Below are 17,925 nucleotides of genomic sequence, written 5' to 3' on the forward strand. Positions count from 1 at the left end.
CCCGTCGCCTCTCGCCGTCGAGCGGCACGAGCCGAGGACCAGGAAGGACGAGCCGGCTACGCGACGCGACCGGTCACAGGCGGTGCACCTTGTGGCCCGTCGCCGCGCCACGCGTGTCGAAGAATCGCTTGGACGCCTGCGCCAGGGCATCGACGTCGTACGAACGATGGTTCTGTACGAGCACCACCAGGTCGGCGTCGGCCACCGCTCGGTCCAGGTCCGCGACCCGGGGCAGCGACGTCGACCCGAGCCGCCACTCCTCGACCGCCGGATCGTGGAAGGCCAGGTGCGCGCCCTGGGCGAGAAGCGCCTCGCCGAGGGGGCGCGCCGGCGACTCGCGCTGGTCGGCGATGTCGGGCTTGTAGGTGACGCCGAGCAGCAGGACCGTGGACCCGCGCAGCGACTTGCTGTCCTCGTTGAGCACGTCCTGGATCCGACGGGCCACGTAGGCGGGCATCGTCGCGTTGATCTCCTGGGCGAGCTCCACGAAGCGGAACGGGTAACCGAGGCGGGACCGCACGTTGTGGCTCAGGTAGTTCGGGTCGATCGGGATGCAGTGCCCGCCCACACCGGGACCGGGGTAGAACGCCTGGAACCCGAAGGGCTTGGTCTTGGCCAGCCCGATCACGTCCCACAGGTCGATCCCCAGCTCGTGGCAGAACCGGGCCATCTCGTTCACCAGCGCGATGTTGATGTGGCGGTAGGTGTTCTCCAGGAGCTTGGCGGCCTCGGCCTCCCGCGTGCCCTTGGCGACGACCACGGTCTCCACGAACTTCCCGTAGAAGTCCGCGGCAAGCGTTGAGGCCTCCGCGGTGGAGCCGCCCACCACCTTGGGGGTGTTGTGCATCCCGTAGACCGGGTTGCCCGGGTCGATGCGCTCCGGGGAGAACGCCAGGTGGAAGTCGGTGCCGGCCCGGAGTCCGCTGACCGACTCCAGGATGGGCTGGACCACCTCTTCGGTGGTGCCCGGGTAGGTGGTGGACTCGAGGACCACGAGCGTGCCCGTCCGGAGGTTGCGCGCGATGGCGTGCGTCGCGCCCGTCACGGCACCGAGGTCAGGTCCGCCGTCCGGGGACAGCGGCGTCGGCACGCACACGACCACGACGTCGGCCGTCTGGATCACGGCCTCGTCGGCCGAGGCTCTGAAACCGTCCGCGAGCAGCTCCGCGATCGCGTCGTCGGACAGATCGTCCACGTGGGACAGGCCGGCGTTGAGGTCGGCGACGACCCGCTCGTTCACGTCCAGGCCAACCACCTCGTACCCGGCGCGAACGGCGGCCTGCACCAACGGGAGACCCACGTACCCGAGCCCCACGACGACCAACATCGACATACCGCATGCCTCTCATGTTCGGAGCCGTGCGACCTGGGGACTCGCGGTCCGACGTTGGGGCGAGCGGATCACGGCCCGAGCATCCTATGGCGCTTTCGGGCCCCGGATCGCGCGCTCCGGAGCCTGCTGGCGTGGTCCGTGGGGAGATCTCAGGTCAGGGCGCGGGCCGAGGTCGAAAAATTTCACCCACGAATTCACCACCCGGCGCTCCGCGCTTCCGGGCAAGTTGTCAGGTTCCGTTCCGAACAGTGAAGATGAGGCCGCCTGAGGCGTCGGTCCCGCAGGCACCTCTGAAGGGAACCCCCTTGACGACCGCAGCATCTTCTGCCGCTGAATCCACGAGCGCCGGTATCCGACGCGTCGACACCGACGTCGCGCGCGGCCTGGCCAGACAGATCACCAAGCGCCGCGACCACCTCCGCGCAATGGCGTACACCGCGGGGCGGACACGGTCCGACTCGTTCCGGCGGGTCATAGCCGCCGGTATCGCACCCGACCTGACCTACGAGGAGCTCCGGGACGTCGCGCGCGCCTCCGTGAGCGATGCCGCACGTTTCGGGCGCAAGCGTCCCGGCTGGTGGCGTGCGCTCGCGATGACCGTCGGCTACCAGAATCTCGCCCCCGAGGACCTCGCCGACGCCGCGCGCATGTACCGGGTCGCCAGACGTCTGGCACCGAGCACGACGTGGCGTCCCGACGAGACACGGCTCTACCTGCAGCTGCTCCAGCTCACGGGCGCGTTCGACGAGCTGGAGTCCGAGCTCGCCGCGCTCCAGGAGATCCGTGAGGACGACCGACTGACGCTCGAGATCGACCTGGCCGCAGCCCGGCACGGTGTGGGCAGCGAGGAGTGGAACCGCACGCTGGACGGTCTCGTGGGGCGCTGGGGCGTGCGCCCCGTACGTCTGACCCGTGCCGGCGCGACACCCTTCGACGCTCTCGCCGCTCCCGGTCCCAGCGGGACCGAGGACGGACCCCTGGTCACCGTGGTGATGTCCGCGTTCCGCCCCGGCCCGGAGATCTTCTCGGCCGTGCAGTCCATCCTCGACCAGACCTGGGGCAACCTCGAGCTGCTCGTGCTGGACGACGCCTCGGGGCCCGAGTTCGACGGCGTCCTCGGCGACGTGGCCGGCCTCGACGAACGGGTCCGGGTCCTCGTCCAGCCGCAGAACCGCGGGACCTACGCCGCGAGGAACCGCGCGTTGCGCGAGGCGCGGGGCCAGTTCATCACGTTCCAGGACTCCGACGACTGGTCACACCCCGAACGGATCGCGCGTCAGGTGCAGCCGCTGCTGGAGGACAGCGGGGTGCACTCGACGATGAGCCGGTCCATCCGGTGCACGGAGGATCTCGGCTTCCAGCACCTGGGGATGCCGACGAGCCGCAAGAACGCGTCGTCGCTGATGTTCTCCTGGTCGGCGGTCGAACGGGTCGGTGGGTTCGACCCCGTGCGCAAGAGCGCCGACACGGAGTTCCTCGAACGGCTCACCGCGGCGCTCCCCGGCAGGCAGGTCCTGCTCAGGGACCAGCTCGCCTTCGTCCGGCTGACGTCGGGTTCGCTCTCCCGCGGGGACTTCCGCGCCAGCTGGGTCCACCCGTCACGCAAGGAGTACGCGGAGGCCTTCAAGGCGTGGCACCAGCAGATCCGGGCCGGTGCCGACCCGTTCGTCTCGGCCGACCCGGCACGACGGACGTTCCGGGCGCCGCAGAGGTTCACCAAGGACACGGGCATCCCCGTCGAGACACCCGACCTGGACGTGGTCCTGGCCGGCGACTTCCGCGGCGACTCGCACACCGCGGTGCCGCTGTACGACGAGCTCGTCACGCTGGTCGAGCAGGGCGTACGGGTCGGGATCATGCAGATGGAGCTCGTCGGCCGACCGGTCGCCACCTCGCAGCCGCTGTCGCCCGAGTTCCGCCGGCTCATCGAGGACGGCACCGTGGTCCACGTCCTGCCGACCGACGACGTGCACACGGATCTGCTGCTGATCCACGACCCCGCGGTCCTCCAGCTTCCGACCATCGAACCCCAGTCTCTCGACGCCGGCAGGGTGGCGATCCTCGCCCACCGCGGTGGGGCCGAGTCGACGAGCGGCGCGCTCTGGTCCGCACGGGACGTCACGGCGGCGGCCCTGGACCTGTTCGGCTCGGCGCCCGCCTGGATCCCGGCAGGCCCCGACGTCCGGGCAGAGCTCGCGGACGTACCCGGGCTGGTGGTGCACGACGTCGACGCCGTCGATCCCGTGCTTCCGCACCTGTGGGCGGCTCGCCGGCGACGCACGCCGTCCGGGCAGCCGACCGTCGGGTTCGCGTCCTTCGAGGGCGCCGACCTCTGGCCGACGTCCGACGAGGACTTTCTCGCCGCGTACCCTGTCGCGGACGACGTGGACGTCCGGCTGCTCGGGGCGGTCGAGCACGCACCGAGGACCGTGGGCCAGGCCCCCGCACTCCGGCCACCGACCGAGTGGCTGATCTACCGGAACGGGGACCTCTCGCAGCGCCAGATGCTCCAGCAGCTCGACTACGTCCCGTGCTTCCCGGCCGACACGGTCCGGCAACCCCCGGCGTATCTGACCCGCGCCATGGCCGCCGGCAGCGTCGCGATCGTCCCGGAACGTTTCCGCCCGTTCTACGGCGAGGCCGCCACATATGCCACCCCCGGAGATGTCCTGGCGCTGATCCGGCACCTGGAGGCGCATCCCGCGGAGCGCTCGGAGCTGGTGCACGCGGCCGCGCGTCACATCGACGCACACCACGACGCGGGCCGGTTCGTCAGGCTGGTGACCAGCCTGCTCCCGGGCGGAACCCGGACCGGCCGCGCACCAACGGCTGCGGCCCCCGGCCTCCGGCCTCATCGGCCCACATCGTGACCTGACCGCAGTTGGGCGCCGGGTGAGCGGCGAGAGCCGCTCACCCGTTCGCCCGCCCGCGCAGGTATCAGCGGCTGAAGACCGCTCCCGCCCGGTGGGCGAGCACGTCCTCGAGCAGCACCGCTGCGCGCGCGCCGAACCCGTGCTCGGTCCGGACATGCTCGGACAGCGCATGCAGCGCCGCGTCGTCGTACCAGGCGTCGCTACCCTCGGCAAGAACGGAGTGCAGCTCCTCGGGCGTCGTGAACCGGGCAAGGCCCCGTTTCGGCCACACCGGACGGAAGAGCTCGTCAAGGCCGTGGACGTCGTCGGTCAGCAGCCGCCCGCCCGACGCGAGGACGTCGAAGACGCGGTTCGAGATGAAGCCGAGGTCGCGCATGTCGGGCCAGTGGTCGTTCAGCGCCCAGGCCGCCGAGCGGTAGTAGCGACGTGCTATCTCGTTCGGGACGTACGTACCGGCGATCACCTCGGACGGGAGGAACTTCTCCCAGCGCGACCCGTAGACCGCGACCGGTGTGCCCGAGGCCACCGCGTGCACAGCCACCGGGCGGGCCTTGCCCCTCGAGTTGCCCACCAGCACGGCCTTGCCGACGACCTCCTCGACCGGCTCGTCGTCGATGTAGAACCGGCTCGAGTCGGTGCACTGCAGCAGCGGCCGCACCGGGAGACCCCACCGGGCCGAGGTGTCACGCGACCAGGTCAGGCTCGCGGCGTACCGGAGGTCGTAGCCCGCGAGCTCGCGGGCGGTGACCTGGTCGGGGTGGCTGATGACCCACAGGACGCCCGTCACGTCGGCGGGCAGCTGCGCGGCGCGCAGCCCGCGGAGCATGAGGACCACGTCGTCGCGGTAGGACGTCTCGCGGCCGTCGTTCGGCCCGTAGTCGACGACCACCTGCTGGCCGAGACCGCGCAGGGCGGCGGCAAGCGATCCGGCGAAGTGGAAGTCGCCCCACTGGCGGGCGCGCTCGTCGGCCGGCATCGCCGTCTTGATCGCCCAGCGCAGCGCAGGGGGCGCTTCACGTACCTCGAGGTCCGCGGATGCGCCGCCGGGCGTGAGGTCCGCACCGCCCGGCGCGGACAGCCACATCGCACGCGTCCAGGACTTCGGCTGGTCCGGCACGGTGAGCGCAGCCAGCCCGGTGAACACAGGGGCGAGGCCGAAGGTCCCGAACAGGTCCGCGGAGCCCGACGGCACGCGGCGCCACGCGGCACGGAACGCGAACAGGTCGGCCTCCCGCCCGGCGGTGTCGTCGAACCCACCCCGAGCAGAACGGCCGGCGACGAGGTCAGCGGCCACCACGACCGGGCGCCCCTCGTGCGCGGCGAGCCGCTGCGACAGGTCGATGTCGGCCCACAGAGCGCGTGGCCCGCCCTGCCCCCGCACGGCTCGCACGGAGGCCGTACGAGCGAGCAGCGGTGCCGGGGCACCCGGCACCGGGAACCGGGCAGGCCACGGCACGCTGTCCGGGTGCACACCACCGAGGAACGGCACCGGGTCCGTCCCGTGCGGCGGATAGGCCACCCCCGCGTCGCCGATCAACAGGTCACCGTCCAGCACCACGGGGTGCACGGCAGCGGCGCCGGACTCCGTGAGCGCGACCAGCCAGTCGCGCAACGTTCCCTCCCGGAAGGTGTGCCGCGCCGACATCAGCAGCACGTGCTCGCCCCGGGCCTCCTGGGTGGCTGCTTCGACCGCCGCGGAGACGCTCTGGTCGGCAGGTGCCGGCACGACCCGGACCTCGTCCCGGGCGAGACGAGCCAGTGCCAGCCCGACCACGGCCTGACGACGTTCGGCGGGGGCGACCAACAGCACCTCGACGGGCTGTGCGGGCTGGTCGTCCCCCGAGCGAGCGGCCTGAGCGATCCCGTCGAGCACGGAGGTGACGTCGGCCGTGGTGCCGCAGTCCACTACCACCACGCTGATGAGACCGCTCACGGTGTCGGCTGCCGGAGGGCCGTCCCACGTCGTGTCATCGCCCAGCTCGCGCAGTTCGCTCAGCTCGCGCAGCTCCGACCGGAGCGCCTCGCGGACGTCGGTCAGTGTCACCCCGTCACGCAACCAGCCGGCGTCGCGCGTCAACGGCAGGGCTGCACCAGGGCCGTCGTCCTCCACGAAGGCCAGCAGCGGGCTGCGCTCGGCGCCGTCCAGGTCGCCGGGAGACGCCGGCTGGAAGAGCGGCGACGTCGCGGCCTCCCAGGCGTTGTCCGCCCCTTTGAGATAGGTGGCGAGCGGATCGGTCTTGTCGCGGTCCCACCGCTGGGGCCGGAAGTACTGAGGGTCGAAGAGCGGGTGGGGCCACCACCCCGACATCCTGCCGTGTTCGAGGTAGTGCCGTGCCGCGGCCGCGGGGGTCTCGAACGCGGTGCCTGCCTGGGCCTCGTACCACTCGGCGTCGAACAGGCCCGAACGGAGGACCGTCAGTACGGCTGTCTTGGTTACGGGGGTGCTCATCGGTCCGCCCCTCGGCGGTGAGCCGTCTGGCCAAGGCCATCCGCGAGGGTCGTGATGAGCCTGGTGAGGTCTAGAGCCACGGCGTCAGCGTAGCGGTGGGGAGTTGGACGGACGACGTGCTTCCGCGGGCGGCTCCCCGTCCCTGGCCGAAGCACGAGGTGCCCCGACTGCCGGCTTCCAGCGGTCGGGGCACCCCGATTCGGTGCGAGCTTGTGTCAGCCGATGGCGCTCCCGAAGGCCGCGCCGACAGCGGGTAGGCCCGACGTGCCGGGCTGGTAGGTCACCACCGGGTCCGCACCCCCGTCGACGAGAGTGGTCAGGGGCACGCCGTAGACCCTGCCGTAGCTACCACCACCCGGCTGACCGACGTACAAGTGCGTGCTCGAGCCGAGGAGCGCGTTACCCGTCGAATCCCCAGCCTGCGGGGTACCCGGCAGCACGTCGCCGGGATGGATCAGCGCCTGGAAACCGGCCGCCCCACCGAGCGCCGAGACGACGGAGACCGAACCGCCCCGTGCCGCGCCGGCTGCCCCCGAGGTGTCACCCGGCGTACCGGCCGCCACGAGCAGTGAGGTGTTGGTGGCCACACCCCCCGGCGTGCGGTTGACGACGGAGACTGCGGCCCCAAAGCGGTCGTCTGCGGCGGGCTCGCCATCCATCACCGGACTGCCGGGCCGGGCCTGGCGGAGCGACGTGACCTCCGCCCAGGCGCTGCTCGGCGTGAGCTCGAAGGTCACGACGCGCCCCGCGGCAGCGAGAGTCCCCACCGCTTCGCCCGGGACGCCGACAGCGAGGAGCGAGCTGTTGTCCGTGGCGCCCTCGCGGCGGAACTGTGCGACATCCACCGACTCACCGAACCTGTCACCCTCCTCAGACGTCGCGGAGACGTCGGCGAGGTCCTGGTGCAACGCGGCGATCTCGCTGTACGCGCCGTTCTCCGGGTGACGGATCACCGAGACCAGACCGGCGTTTGCCTCGCCATCGGTCCCGCCCCCCTCACCAGGTACGCCGATGGCCATGTACCGGCCGTCGGCGGCGACGGAGTAGCCGAACTCGTCGTAAGCCTCTCCACCGCCGCGCAGGCCGCCAACACCCTGTCGGAGGATGATCGCGGACTCGACGGGCTCGGCGCCGGCAGGGAACTCCTCCGACTGCACGTAATAGGCGATGCCCGCGTCGAACGTCGTGCCGAAGTTCTTGCCGGGCACGCCGATCAGGACGTACGGCTTGCCGCCGTCGGTCCGGCCGGCCGCAACGGAGAAGCCCATTCGCTCGTTGGCCTGCTCGAGGGCGTCCCGGATGGCACCGACGCCAGAACCCTGTCGAAAAGCGGTACCAGGTGTCGCTCCGGCAGCGAGCAACCCGTCCGGATGTCCGTGCGTGACATGGACCAGCCCCGCGGCCGCATTCTCGCCGCGTGTCTCCCACGGGGCGCTGATGACGAGGTCCGTGCAGCCGTCCAGATCGCGGTCGTACGTGGCGATACCGTACCCGAACCGATCGCCTGCCTCGGCATCGTCAAAGATGCTGGGTGAGTTCTGTGTGATCTCCGCGACGCCCTTGTTGCCGCCGTAGATCACCCGCACCAGACCGGCCTGCGCGAGGCCGTTCACCGTGGCGTCCGGGTCGCCGATGGCGACGTCGCGGATACCGTCGCAGTTGAGGTCGACCAGCTCACCGCGCGTGGCGGTCGCGGTGACCCAGTCACGCACGTCACCCACCGCCGTCATGACGGCGCCCGTGCGAGTCTCGGTAGGGTCGCTGCCGAAGCAGCCACGCTGCCAGGATCGGCTGACAACCGCGACCAACTCTGTGCCAGAACCGCCCGATCGCAAGGCGGGGGCACCGGAGTCGCCGGCGCAGAGGACCGCACCCGCCTGGCCCGCGATGCCGATGTCGCTGCCGGTGACCTGGTCGACGGTGAAGTTGCCGGAGTGACGCTGGAGCGGTGACCACTCGGTGGCGGTCCTGCCGTACCCGGGTACCTGGACTTGATCGGCCACCGCCGGCGTCGTCGCGCCGACCGTCGCGGGCACGATGCCGGTGACCGGAACGCCCAGCCGCGCGAGCACAAGGTCACGCGTCTCGTGCGGCACGAGCTCAACGACCCGCCGCACCTGGCCAGCCGTGCCGGTGAGATCGATCCGGCCGATCGTCGCCGTGGTCTCCAGGGCGGGCTTGCCGGCCGCGACGGGAATACCGACGGCGAGGTCCTCGACGAAACAGCTCGCCGCGGTGAGGATCCACTCCGGGTCGACGAGCGCACCCGTGCAGGCCCGCTGGCCGTCACCGATGTCCAGCCGCGCCGTGAATGTCTGCTCCCCGACAGAGGGAGACCCTACGACCGCGCCGGCCACCGGTGCTCCGACCGAGAGCGCAAGCAGCAGCGCCACAGGTGTACTCAGCCAGCGCGTTGGCGGTCCAGACCCCATGTTCATCTCTAGAACCGCCGATCTGCTACAAGTGCGTAGCCGGGAGAAGCAACGAGATAACTGCGCAGGTCAACCTCTCCCTTGCCGGGATCGGCGATGATGCGCTCCACACGGGGCGCCGCCCACTCCTCCGTGGGCGGCTTCCCGATGAAGAGCTCGTACGTTGCTTCGACGCGATTACCGACCACGGTCGGAGTCGTCCACAGGTACTCGGCGACGGCCTGGCGCCCCTCGGCCTCGACCCGTCCGACCAGGGCATCGACCGTCGTATCCGGCAGCGTGCGACCAGCGATGTCCTCGTAGGCGGCGATGACAAATGCCTCGTTCGTCCCGCCCACATAATCGAAGTACGGATCAGACCAGACCAGGGCAGGTTTGATCAGGTCGATGCTCCTGCCGTTCGCCACCTCGCCGACGAGGCGGTTCAGCTGGGTCTCGCCCGGGTCGCGATCAAGGGTCGTCCGGAACGCATCGATGATTCGTCGCTCCCGGTACTCCGTCGACGTCTCCACCCAGGCGGCAAGTGGGCGCCCGCCCTCCGCAAGCACGACCGGTGCCCACTCGGCGATCTCCTCGGCCGTCGCCGGCCGGCCCAGCAAGTCAGCGACCGTGGCCTGCACCAGGTTGCGAGCCGTCAGATAGTCACCGATCTCGACCTCAGCCCAGTCACGGACATCGTCCACGCGGCTGCCGACCGCACCCGTGCGTGTCTCAGTCGGATCCACGCCGAAACAGCCGCCCTGCCAGGATCGGCTGCCGATCGCCACCAGCTCGACGCCGCCTGCCGTCGGGCGCAGTAGCGGCCCACCAGTGTCGCCAGCACAGATCGCCGCATCGCCGATCCCGGTGATCGCGACATCGCCGGCGGCCACCGAGTCGACGGTGAACGCACCAGCGTGCCGCCGCAGGGGAGACCACTCTGTGGCGGTGCGACCGAAGCCGGACGCCTGCAACTGCTCGCCCGCCATCGGGACGTTCTCGGCAATCATGACCGGGGCAACACCAGTGACGGCGCCGTCGAGTTGGAGCAACACCAGGTCCCTCTCGCTGTGAGGTACCAGCGCGACGACCTCGCGCACCTGTCCGGTGTTCGTCGTCAGGTCCGCACGGCCGATCGTCGCGGTCGTCGCCAGCTCGGGCGGCCCCGCGGGCACCTCCAGCTCGACCGCGGGATCCTCGACAAAGCAGCTCGCGGCTGTCAGCACCCATGAGGGCGCAACCAGTGCACCCGAGCAGGAGCGCTGGCCCTCGCCGATGTCGAGACGAGCGACGAAGCCGTTTGCGGAGTCGTCCGGAACACCAACAGCACCCGACGCTGCCGGAGCGGCCAATGGAGCAACAACCAGGAACGAGACCACAAGCGGGACCCCGACCAGGCAAGCCTTCTGCCACCCGCTGAGTGCAGCCGAGTGAGATGAGCCAGTCATCGGCTGACCCGGATCTCGAGCAGCATCGCCTCGGCGCCCCCGGCACCCTCGCCGATTCCTCGGAACAACTCGTTGGGCCCGAACTCGTACTCGTTCGTCACGCCGGCTTCGTTCGTGGTGATCTCCGTCGTGGCGTAGTCATTGGTCGACACCGAGTACGCGCGCGGCAGCTCGAGCGTCAGATACCCCTCATCCCCGGTGACCCGGAAGCAGACGTAGGGGCTGGACAGGCCCCGGACACCGACCTCCAGCAGGTTGTCCCCCGTGCAGTCCGCCAGCACGATGTGACCGTCACCCCGCTTGAGCAGGAAACCCTGCTCCTCCAGGATCTGGTCAGCACCGGGGTAGTCAAAGTCCTCCACCGCGAACGGCGGCAGCTCGTCCGCTGCTACCTCGGCCGGGACTGCAGCGGGCTGAACCGCACCCGCGGGTGCCAGCGTCGCCAGCCCGGCCACAGTGGCGGCAGTCCCGAGCACCAAACCCGTCACGACCATCAAGACTCGTCGCATGTCTCGCTCTCTCTTCTCAGGTGGAACCATCAACGATCAGCTGGACCGGTCCTTCGATCCGCCCCTCAGGTGTTCAGCCCGACGAAGAAGCCGAGCGCCCCCGTGATGTAGTCGTGCGCCGCCAGCCCGACCTCGTCCGCCAAGGTCAGACCACCAGGAATTTGCTTGAGGGCCCTTTCGGCGCCCTTCCCTGCACCGAGGAAAACTAGGCCCATGATGGTCGTACCGAGGGACGTCTGGTACTGCTTGCTCTCAGCTCCGTACACCTTGTAGTTCAGGGCTGTGGACCAGATCGCCGTACCCGTGGAGACGAGGCCCAGAATGGTCCCGACAGTGGCGGTCGCACCTCCGGTGAAGGGGGCCGCGATGGCGCACCCCATGGCGATCAGACCGGTCACGTCGCTCGTGATGTCGAGCCACTTGATCCACTCACGATCGTTGCGGTCCTCCCAGTACTCCTGCGGCGGCAGGCATACGCCCGCGTACTGGACGTCGCCAGACAGCGTCGGGTCGGAGTCGGCCGGGTGGGTGCCGGCCGACTCGTGCTGACGAGCCCTCTCCGCGGCCTCACGTGCTCGCGCAGCCGCCTCCTGGTGAGCGATCTCGGTAGCAATCTGGCGTGCCTGACTCGCTGCGACGGACGCGGCCGCGGCGTCAGCTCCGGCCTGGTAGGCAGCGGCCTGGGCGCTGGACGCCGAAGCCTGCGCGCTGGCCGAGTAGTTGACGGCCTCGTTCGCGGCGACTGTCGCCTCCCGGGCCGAAAAGTTCGCCGACCGCTGTGCCGACCGGGCCACCGCCGCGGCTTGCCGGGCCGTCGCTGCCGACTGCGCGGCATCGGCTGCCGACTGGTCCGCGAGATCGGCATTCTCTCTGGCCTCCTCGGCCAGCCCGGCGGCGTCGGCCGCGTAACCGGTCGCCCGGGACGCCCATCGAGTTGCATCCGTAGCGGCACCCCGCGCCAGAGCGGCCGCCTCGGAGGCGCGTGCCGCGTCCTCCCACGCCTTGGCTGAAACGCTCGAAGCCTGGGCGATGGCGGCTCTGATGGCGCTGACGTGCGTCGCACGGTCGTGGTCGATCTGCGCCGCATCGAACTGCCACCGGGTGACGAACGAGCGCCGCATGGTGCTCGAACCCTGGAGAACGATGCGCGCCGCAGCCTGCGTGTACGGTCCCCCAGTCTCGAGGATCTGCACGGCCTTGACTCGGTCGTCCTCCTTGACGGCCTCCACGAGCCCGACCTTCAGGAAGGCGTGCAGCGCCGACGCCGTGCCGGTCTGCAGAGCCGCGACCGCGGCGGCTCGGACTGCGGGGCCAGGGTCCTCCGCGAGGACCTGGACGATCGCGACCCGGTTCGATTCCGCGGCGGCTTCGACGGCGCCGGTCTCGATGAAGTTCCGCGCGGCCCCTGCGACCGTGCTGCCCAGGGCGTCGGCCGCTGCCTGTGCGACGTCCGACACGGAGATCTGTGCGGCGAACAGCACCGTCTCGCGATCATCCTGGTCCTGCGCGATGCCGCGATCCGCGTCGAGCCAGTTCACGACGTCCTCGTCAGCACCAGCGAGGGCGAACTCCGCCGAGCTCCGGGTCCAGGGACCCCGCGCGTCGAGCAACCGTGTTGCGGCGCTTCTACCCGACGCGACCGCTTGCGACATGTCGCCGTTCGCGAGCGCCTCCTCCGCCACACTGATCAGGGACTTGACCTCGTCGTCGAGTTGGGCCTCCTGCGTCTGCACGGCGAGGACCTCTGCGGTGCGCTCAGCCTCCAGAAGCGCAGTGGCCTGAGCCGCGACGGTGGCGGTGCCCTCGTCATCGGCCAGCCGGGCATCTTCTGCTTCCCGGGCGGCGGACTCCACCGCCCGTGCCTCGGCGACGGCCTCCGCCGCTGCTTCGGCGGCCTGCACCGCGGCCGCAGCGGCCTGTGTCGACCGGTTCGCGAAGTCGACTGCCTCGCCCGCGTGGTCGGCCGCCTCATCTGCGGCGTCGGCGGCGTTGTCCGCATGATCCGCAGCGCTGTTGGCCGCGTCGCGGGCAATCCTCGCGGCGGACGCGGCCTGGTTCGCCAGCGATTGTGCCCGGTTCGCCGCACGCGTGGCCTGCGCCGCAGCTGCGGATGCCTCCGCGGCCGCCGCACGCGCCTCCGCCGCCTCCGACTGCGCGACCCCCGCCGCCTCCGCAGCCGCTGCAGACGCTGCGGCAGCCTCGGCAGCGTGCGTGGCAGCTCCGGCCGCAGCGGCACTCGCCGCCCCTGCCTGACTGGCTGCCGTCGCGGCGTGGTTGGCTGCGGTCGCCGCGGTACGCGCACGCCCCGCAGCATTCCTAGCCGTCTCGGCGGCATTTCGTGCGGCGGACGCCTTCGAGGCGTCGTCGGAAGCTGCGATGGCAGCCCGGTACGCGCGCGCGGCGGCACTGCCGGCCGATGCGGATGCCGACGCCGCTGACTGGGCGGCAGCAGCTGCCCTGCGGGAGGCCACCTGCGCCGTGTGCGACGCCGTCACCGCCGTCGAAGCGGCGGCCGCGGCGCCGCGAGCTGCCTGCGCCGCCTTGTTGGCTGCCCGCGCAGACCTGTCCACGTCGTCCGACGCTGCCTGCGCCTCGGCCCGCGCCTCGAGAGCGGCTGCCTTGGCCTTCTCTGCGGCTGTCACCGCCTGTTCCGACAACGCGACCGCCTGCTCGGTCTTCAGGGCAGCGCGACGTCCCTCGTCCTCGACGATGTTCACCAGCTGCTCGATCGTCGCCGACTCCTCGTCCCGGGCACGGGCGATGTACTGGCCCGTGTCGAGGAACCAGCGGATCGCACCGGGGCTGCCGTCGCTCAGAGCTCTCTCGCCGTAGGTGCGGACCTGAGGTGAGGCGGACGACAGGATCGTCACTGCCTGGACCCGATCGTCCTCCTGTCGGGCGATCGTCTGCCCCTCGTCGATGAATGCCTGCAGGGCAGCGCGACTCCCGTCCGCCAGTGCCGCGGTCCCAGCGCGCTCGACGGCAGGTCCGCCGTTGTTCAGCACCACCGTCACCGCGACCCTCAGGTCTTCCAGCACGGCAGTCTCGTAGCCACTCTCGAGGAAGGCATCGATCGCCGCGGAGCCACCGGAGAGGGCGGCCACGGTCGCATCCCGGGCAGCGGACCCAACGAACGCCAACGTCGCGACAAGCGCGACCCTGTTGTCCTCCTCCCGGGCAGCCGGGAGGACCTCGTTGAGGAAGGCGGTGACATCGGACGCGGTACCAGCGAGGGCAGTGGCCGCGGCCAGACGAACCGCCTTGCCCCCGGTCTTGTACGCCCATACCGTCTGCCCACGCTCGGTGTTCGGCAGATCTGAGTCCGCCGGCACATCAGCCTCCAGCCCGAACGCCGACCGGGCGCCCAGGGGCGTGCACGTCGGCAGGGTCCCGAGTGCCGCGACTCCAGCGAAGACAGTCAGCGCTTGACGCCTGCTCAGGATGAAGCGTGAATTCGATGACATGGTGCTGTCCTCTCAGGCGAAGGATCGTCCGGAACTCAAGACGTGGGGAACACCCGGCTCGGCAGATCGCCGCGTCGGAGGACACCCGGACGGGCGGGCTGGTGGGTGATCACTGACGCCACGGGGATCACACGAGGACTGATCACAGCCGTGAGCGTAAAGACCTGTACGGGCGACCGACACCGTCCGGAGGTTGGTACCAACCCCCGGTCTGTCGCACCAACCTTGAGGGGGTCCCCGACTTTCACCCGGGTGGTTGTCCGTTTCACCCGGGCTTTTTCGTCCTCGCACTCCTTTTCAAAGGTTTGCCCAACTACGGTCCTGTTTGTCGTATCAACGTTTCCGGGGGGACTCATGGGCACTACGGCGGCACCTGGCTTCACCACGTCCAACCGGCGTGCACTGCAAGCCATCGAACGCACAGGGGGCATCACCGCGGCTGCCGCCGACCTTGGGATCTCCAGCACATCGATCGACAAGCATCTGGCCAGGCTCCGGACCGTGTTCGCGGACGACCTGATCGTCTTCACCGGGCGGGACACATTGGTCACGCCCCTGGGTACGCAGGTCCTCGGGCTCGTTGACACCCTCTTCGAGGTCCACGCCGAGATCGCCTCCCTGACCCCTTCACCTCTGGCAGTCGGGCGGGCGGGAAGCCGCTCGCCCGATGCCTCGGTCAGGGTTGGCTGATGGGCTATGTGCACGGGACACCCGCCTGGATGCGGCCGCACCGTACCGGCGAGCGGCAGACGTTCTGGGGTGTCGTCCCAGCTGGGCCCACCTCGCGGGGGCTGCCCCCGCACCCTCGGGACGTACCGCTCCCCCCGACTTTCGCGGACTGGTACACCATGGCCTCGACACACCTCGGACGCGCGGAACAGGTGGACCTCGGCCTGGCGCGGCTGGCGGCCGGCGGTGCCCTGACCCTGGTCCAGCTGGTGGGCGCTCTCCCGGGCGCGGCATTCCTCGCCGCGTCGCTCGGGCTCCCGGTCGATCGTCCGTCCATGGCTGCCGTGCTGTCCGGGGTGGCCCTGCTGGTCGTGAGCTGGGGCACATGGGCCTGGTATCGCCGTCGGTGGACGCGCGCCTGGGAGCTGCGGAAAGCATGGTCGCTGGCGATCCATGACGAGGCCGTGCTCGCCCTCCCCGCGGAACAGGTCGCACCCGGCGCGGAGCGAGACCCCGACACGGATCCCGAGTCGGTGCACCCCTTCCGGGCCGTCCGGCAGTTTCCGGTCGCCGAGCGCCCGTTCGTGCCCTCGGTGTACGGCTCGTACGGCCACACCTATCGTGTCCGCGGCCGGGAAGAGCTCCGCGGCTGGCTCTACAGCGTCCTGCTTCTCGGTCTGGTAGTCCTCGTGGTGCTGTCGGCGGGCCTGCGGGACGCGGGCGGGACGCCCCTGCTGCTGGTGTCCGTCGTGCTCCTGCCGACCGTCGCCGGCGCGTGGTACCGCTACGTGCGGCGGATGCGCTTCGCTCATCGCATGGCGCTGACGGAGACCCGCGACCGTCAGCGGTGGATCGGCGAATCGATGCTGTCGGAGGCAGCCGCCTCGGGCACGGGACGGACGAGCACGCCGATCGAGACCACCGGCCCGCGTGCTCCCGACGAGGAACCACTGATCGTCCCGCTGCGCGTCCTGCCGTCCCAGCCACCCGTCACGGGAGGCACCGTCATTCCGCCTGGGCGGTGGACCCTGGCACTCTCCTACGACGATCAACACGTCAGCCTGACGCCGTCCGACCCGGCGGAACGCCGACGCGACCTCGTCGTCACCGGGCTGATCAGCGGCGTCCACCCCGGTGTCCTGGGCGGTCGCACTCCGTGGTACTGGCTGGTCCTCGCCGACGGAACCCACGTTCCGGTGAAGTGCCCACCGACGCGGGCACTGACGGCCGCGGCCGAGTTCGCGGGCATCGAGGTCGCCAGCCCTCGCATGGTCGTGTAGTCGACCGCGCCATCCACCGACGCCTGTCCAGGTCCCCTGCCCGGTACCCGCACCCGCCCGCCGCACGGCGTCCAGGAACCGGATGTTTCGTACGGTTATCCTGGCGCCGTGCTCGCTGTCGCCCAGTTCCACGCGCCCCTGCCGCTGACCAACACGATCCAGCGGTACGACTGGGGATCCGTCGACGCGATCCCCGACCTGCTCCGCACCGAGCCCGACGGCGGACCCCAGGCGGAGATGTGGCTCGGCGCGCACACCAGCGCGCCGTCCGTCAGCCGCATCACCCGCGAGGGCGACGCCGACGACGTCGCCCTGGACCGGCTGGTGCGCGAGGCGCCCGTGCAGACGCTCGGCCACCGGGTCGCGGAGCAGTTCGGCCCGCGCCTGCCCTACCTGCTCAAGGTGCTGGCCGCGCGCAAGGCGCTGTCGCTCCAGGTGCACCCCTCGCCGCGGCAGGCGCGCGAGGGCTTCACGCGGGAGAACAAGGCCGGGATGCCGCTGACGTCGGCCAAGCGGTCGTTCAAGGACGACCAGCACAAGCCCGAGATGATCGTCGCGCTCACGCAGTTCGAGGGACTGGCGGGCTTCCGCACGCCGCGCACCATCCTGGACGTGCTGGACGGGCTGGCGGGCGACATGGTCGAGGCGGTCCGCGCGGCCCTGCTGCACGACCGCGGTCACGACGGCATGCGGGAGGCGTTCAACCACCTGCTGTCCGCGCGCGCCGACGAGGCCTGCTCGGCCGACATCGCCGCCACCCTCGACTCGGTGCGGGCCCGCCTGGCGGCCGGCTCCCCGTTCGAGCGGGCCGATCGCACGGTGATCGAGCTGGCCGAGCAGCACCCCGGCGACCCGGGCGCCATCGCGTCCCTCATGCTCAACCGGTTCTCGCTCGAGCCGGGCGAGGCGGCGTTCACGCCCGCGGGCGTGGTGCACGCCTACCTGTCCGGCGTGGGCATCGAGATCATGGCGAGCTCCGACAACGTGCTCCGGGCGGGCCTGACGACCAAGCTGGTGGACGAGGAGAACCTCGTCGCCTGCACCGTCTTCGCCCCTCAGCAGCCTGCCGCCCCCGAGGTGACGACGGCGGGCAGCCGCGGCCAGGTGCGCACCTACCGCGTGCCGGTCACGGAGTTCGCGCTCACGACCGCCGACGTCGACCCGGCCGAGCCCGTGGCGCTGCCGGCCACGGGACCGCGCATCCTGCTGTGCCTCGACGGCGAGCTGACGCTCACGGCGGACCGCTCCGAGGACGGGCCGCAGCACCTGGCCCAGGGCGAGTCGGTCTTCGTCCCGCACGACGCCGGCAACCTGGAGCTGACGGGCGCGGGCCACGCCGCCTGCGCCTGGGTCCCCTGAGCTGCCGGCGCGGGACTTGCCGCCCCCGCGATCAGGGTGGTCGGCAGAATGTCAGGTGGTGGGGCCCCCCGGGGGGGCCCCCCCCCACCAGAAGGCCGCCGCCGCCAAATGTGGCCGCCCCCCCCCCCGG

General features: G+C 70.9%; 10 protein-coding genes. 4 read left to right on the top strand and 6 right to left on the bottom strand.

From position 1 onward, the window contains the following. Positions 1-73: 73 nt before the first annotated feature. Complete coding sequence (locus ACH47X_RS26135) at positions 74-1,333, bottom strand: nucleotide sugar dehydrogenase (RefSeq protein WP_397408256.1); 1,260 nt, start codon at positions 1,331-1,333, stop codon at positions 74-76. Between the two features lie 305 nt (positions 1,334-1,638). Here ACH47X_RS26135 and ACH47X_RS26140 point away from each other — a divergent pair, with 305 nt between their 5' ends. Beyond that, positions 1,639-4,203 (top strand): glycosyltransferase, encoded by a 2,565-nt coding sequence (locus ACH47X_RS26140; protein WP_397408258.1) that lies wholly within the window; start codon positions 1,639-1,641, stop codon positions 4,201-4,203. Between the two features lie 67 nt (positions 4,204-4,270). Here the strand turns inward: ACH47X_RS26140 and ACH47X_RS26145 are convergent, their stop codons facing one another. From ACH47X_RS26145 to ACH47X_RS26165, 5 genes are all read right to left on the bottom strand, one after another. Then, positions 4,271-6,655, bottom strand: coding sequence for a glycosyltransferase family protein (locus tag ACH47X_RS26145; RefSeq protein ID WP_397408259.1), 2,385 nt, complete (start codon positions 6,653-6,655; stop codon positions 4,271-4,273). 215 nt (positions 6,656-6,870) lie between these two features. Then, a complete protein-coding gene (locus ACH47X_RS26150) occupies positions 6,871-9,012 on the bottom strand; it encodes a trypsin-like serine protease (RefSeq protein ID WP_397408261.1) in 2,142 nt (713 codons plus the stop codon). An 83-nt stretch (positions 9,013-9,095) separates the two neighbouring features. Then, positions 9,096-10,445 carry a S1 family peptidase gene (locus ACH47X_RS26155; protein ID WP_397408263.1) on the bottom strand — a complete coding sequence of 450 codons (1,350 nt, stop codon included), beginning with the start codon at positions 10,443-10,445 and terminating at the stop codon, positions 9,096-9,098. Positions 10,446-10,510: 65 nt separating this feature from the next. Further along, positions 10,511-11,008, bottom strand: a complete 498-nt coding sequence (locus ACH47X_RS26160; protein WP_397408265.1) for a hypothetical protein — start codon at positions 11,006-11,008, stop codon at positions 10,511-10,513. Between the two features lie 80 nt (positions 11,009-11,088). Then, on the bottom strand, positions 11,089-14,487 hold the full coding sequence (locus ACH47X_RS26165) for an ALF repeat-containing protein (protein ID WP_397408267.1): 3,399 nt from the start codon (positions 14,485-14,487) through the stop codon (positions 11,089-11,091). Positions 14,488-14,841: 354 nt separating this feature from the next. Between ACH47X_RS26165 and ACH47X_RS26170 the strand changes: the two genes are divergently transcribed. From ACH47X_RS26170 to manA, 3 genes are all read left to right on the top strand, one after another. Beyond that, positions 14,842-15,177, top strand: coding sequence for a LysR family transcriptional regulator (locus ACH47X_RS26170; protein ID WP_397408269.1), 336 nt, complete (start codon positions 14,842-14,844; stop codon positions 15,175-15,177). A gap of 158 nt (positions 15,178-15,335) precedes the next feature. Continuing rightward, positions 15,336-16,436 (top strand): hypothetical protein, encoded by a 1,101-nt coding sequence (locus ACH47X_RS26175; RefSeq protein WP_397408271.1) that lies wholly within the window; start codon positions 15,336-15,338, stop codon positions 16,434-16,436. Between the two features lie 108 nt (positions 16,437-16,544). Continuing rightward, on the top strand, positions 16,545-17,795 hold the full coding sequence (gene manA, locus ACH47X_RS26180) for a mannose-6-phosphate isomerase, class I (RefSeq protein ID WP_397408273.1): 1,251 nt from the start codon (positions 16,545-16,547) through the stop codon (positions 17,793-17,795). The last annotated feature ends 130 nt before the right edge of the window (positions 17,796-17,925 follow it).

It is taken from the genome of Promicromonospora kroppenstedtii (assembly GCF_044389675.1).
Taxonomy (GTDB): domain Bacteria; phylum Actinomycetota; class Actinomycetes; order Actinomycetales; family Cellulomonadaceae; genus Promicromonospora; species Promicromonospora kroppenstedtii.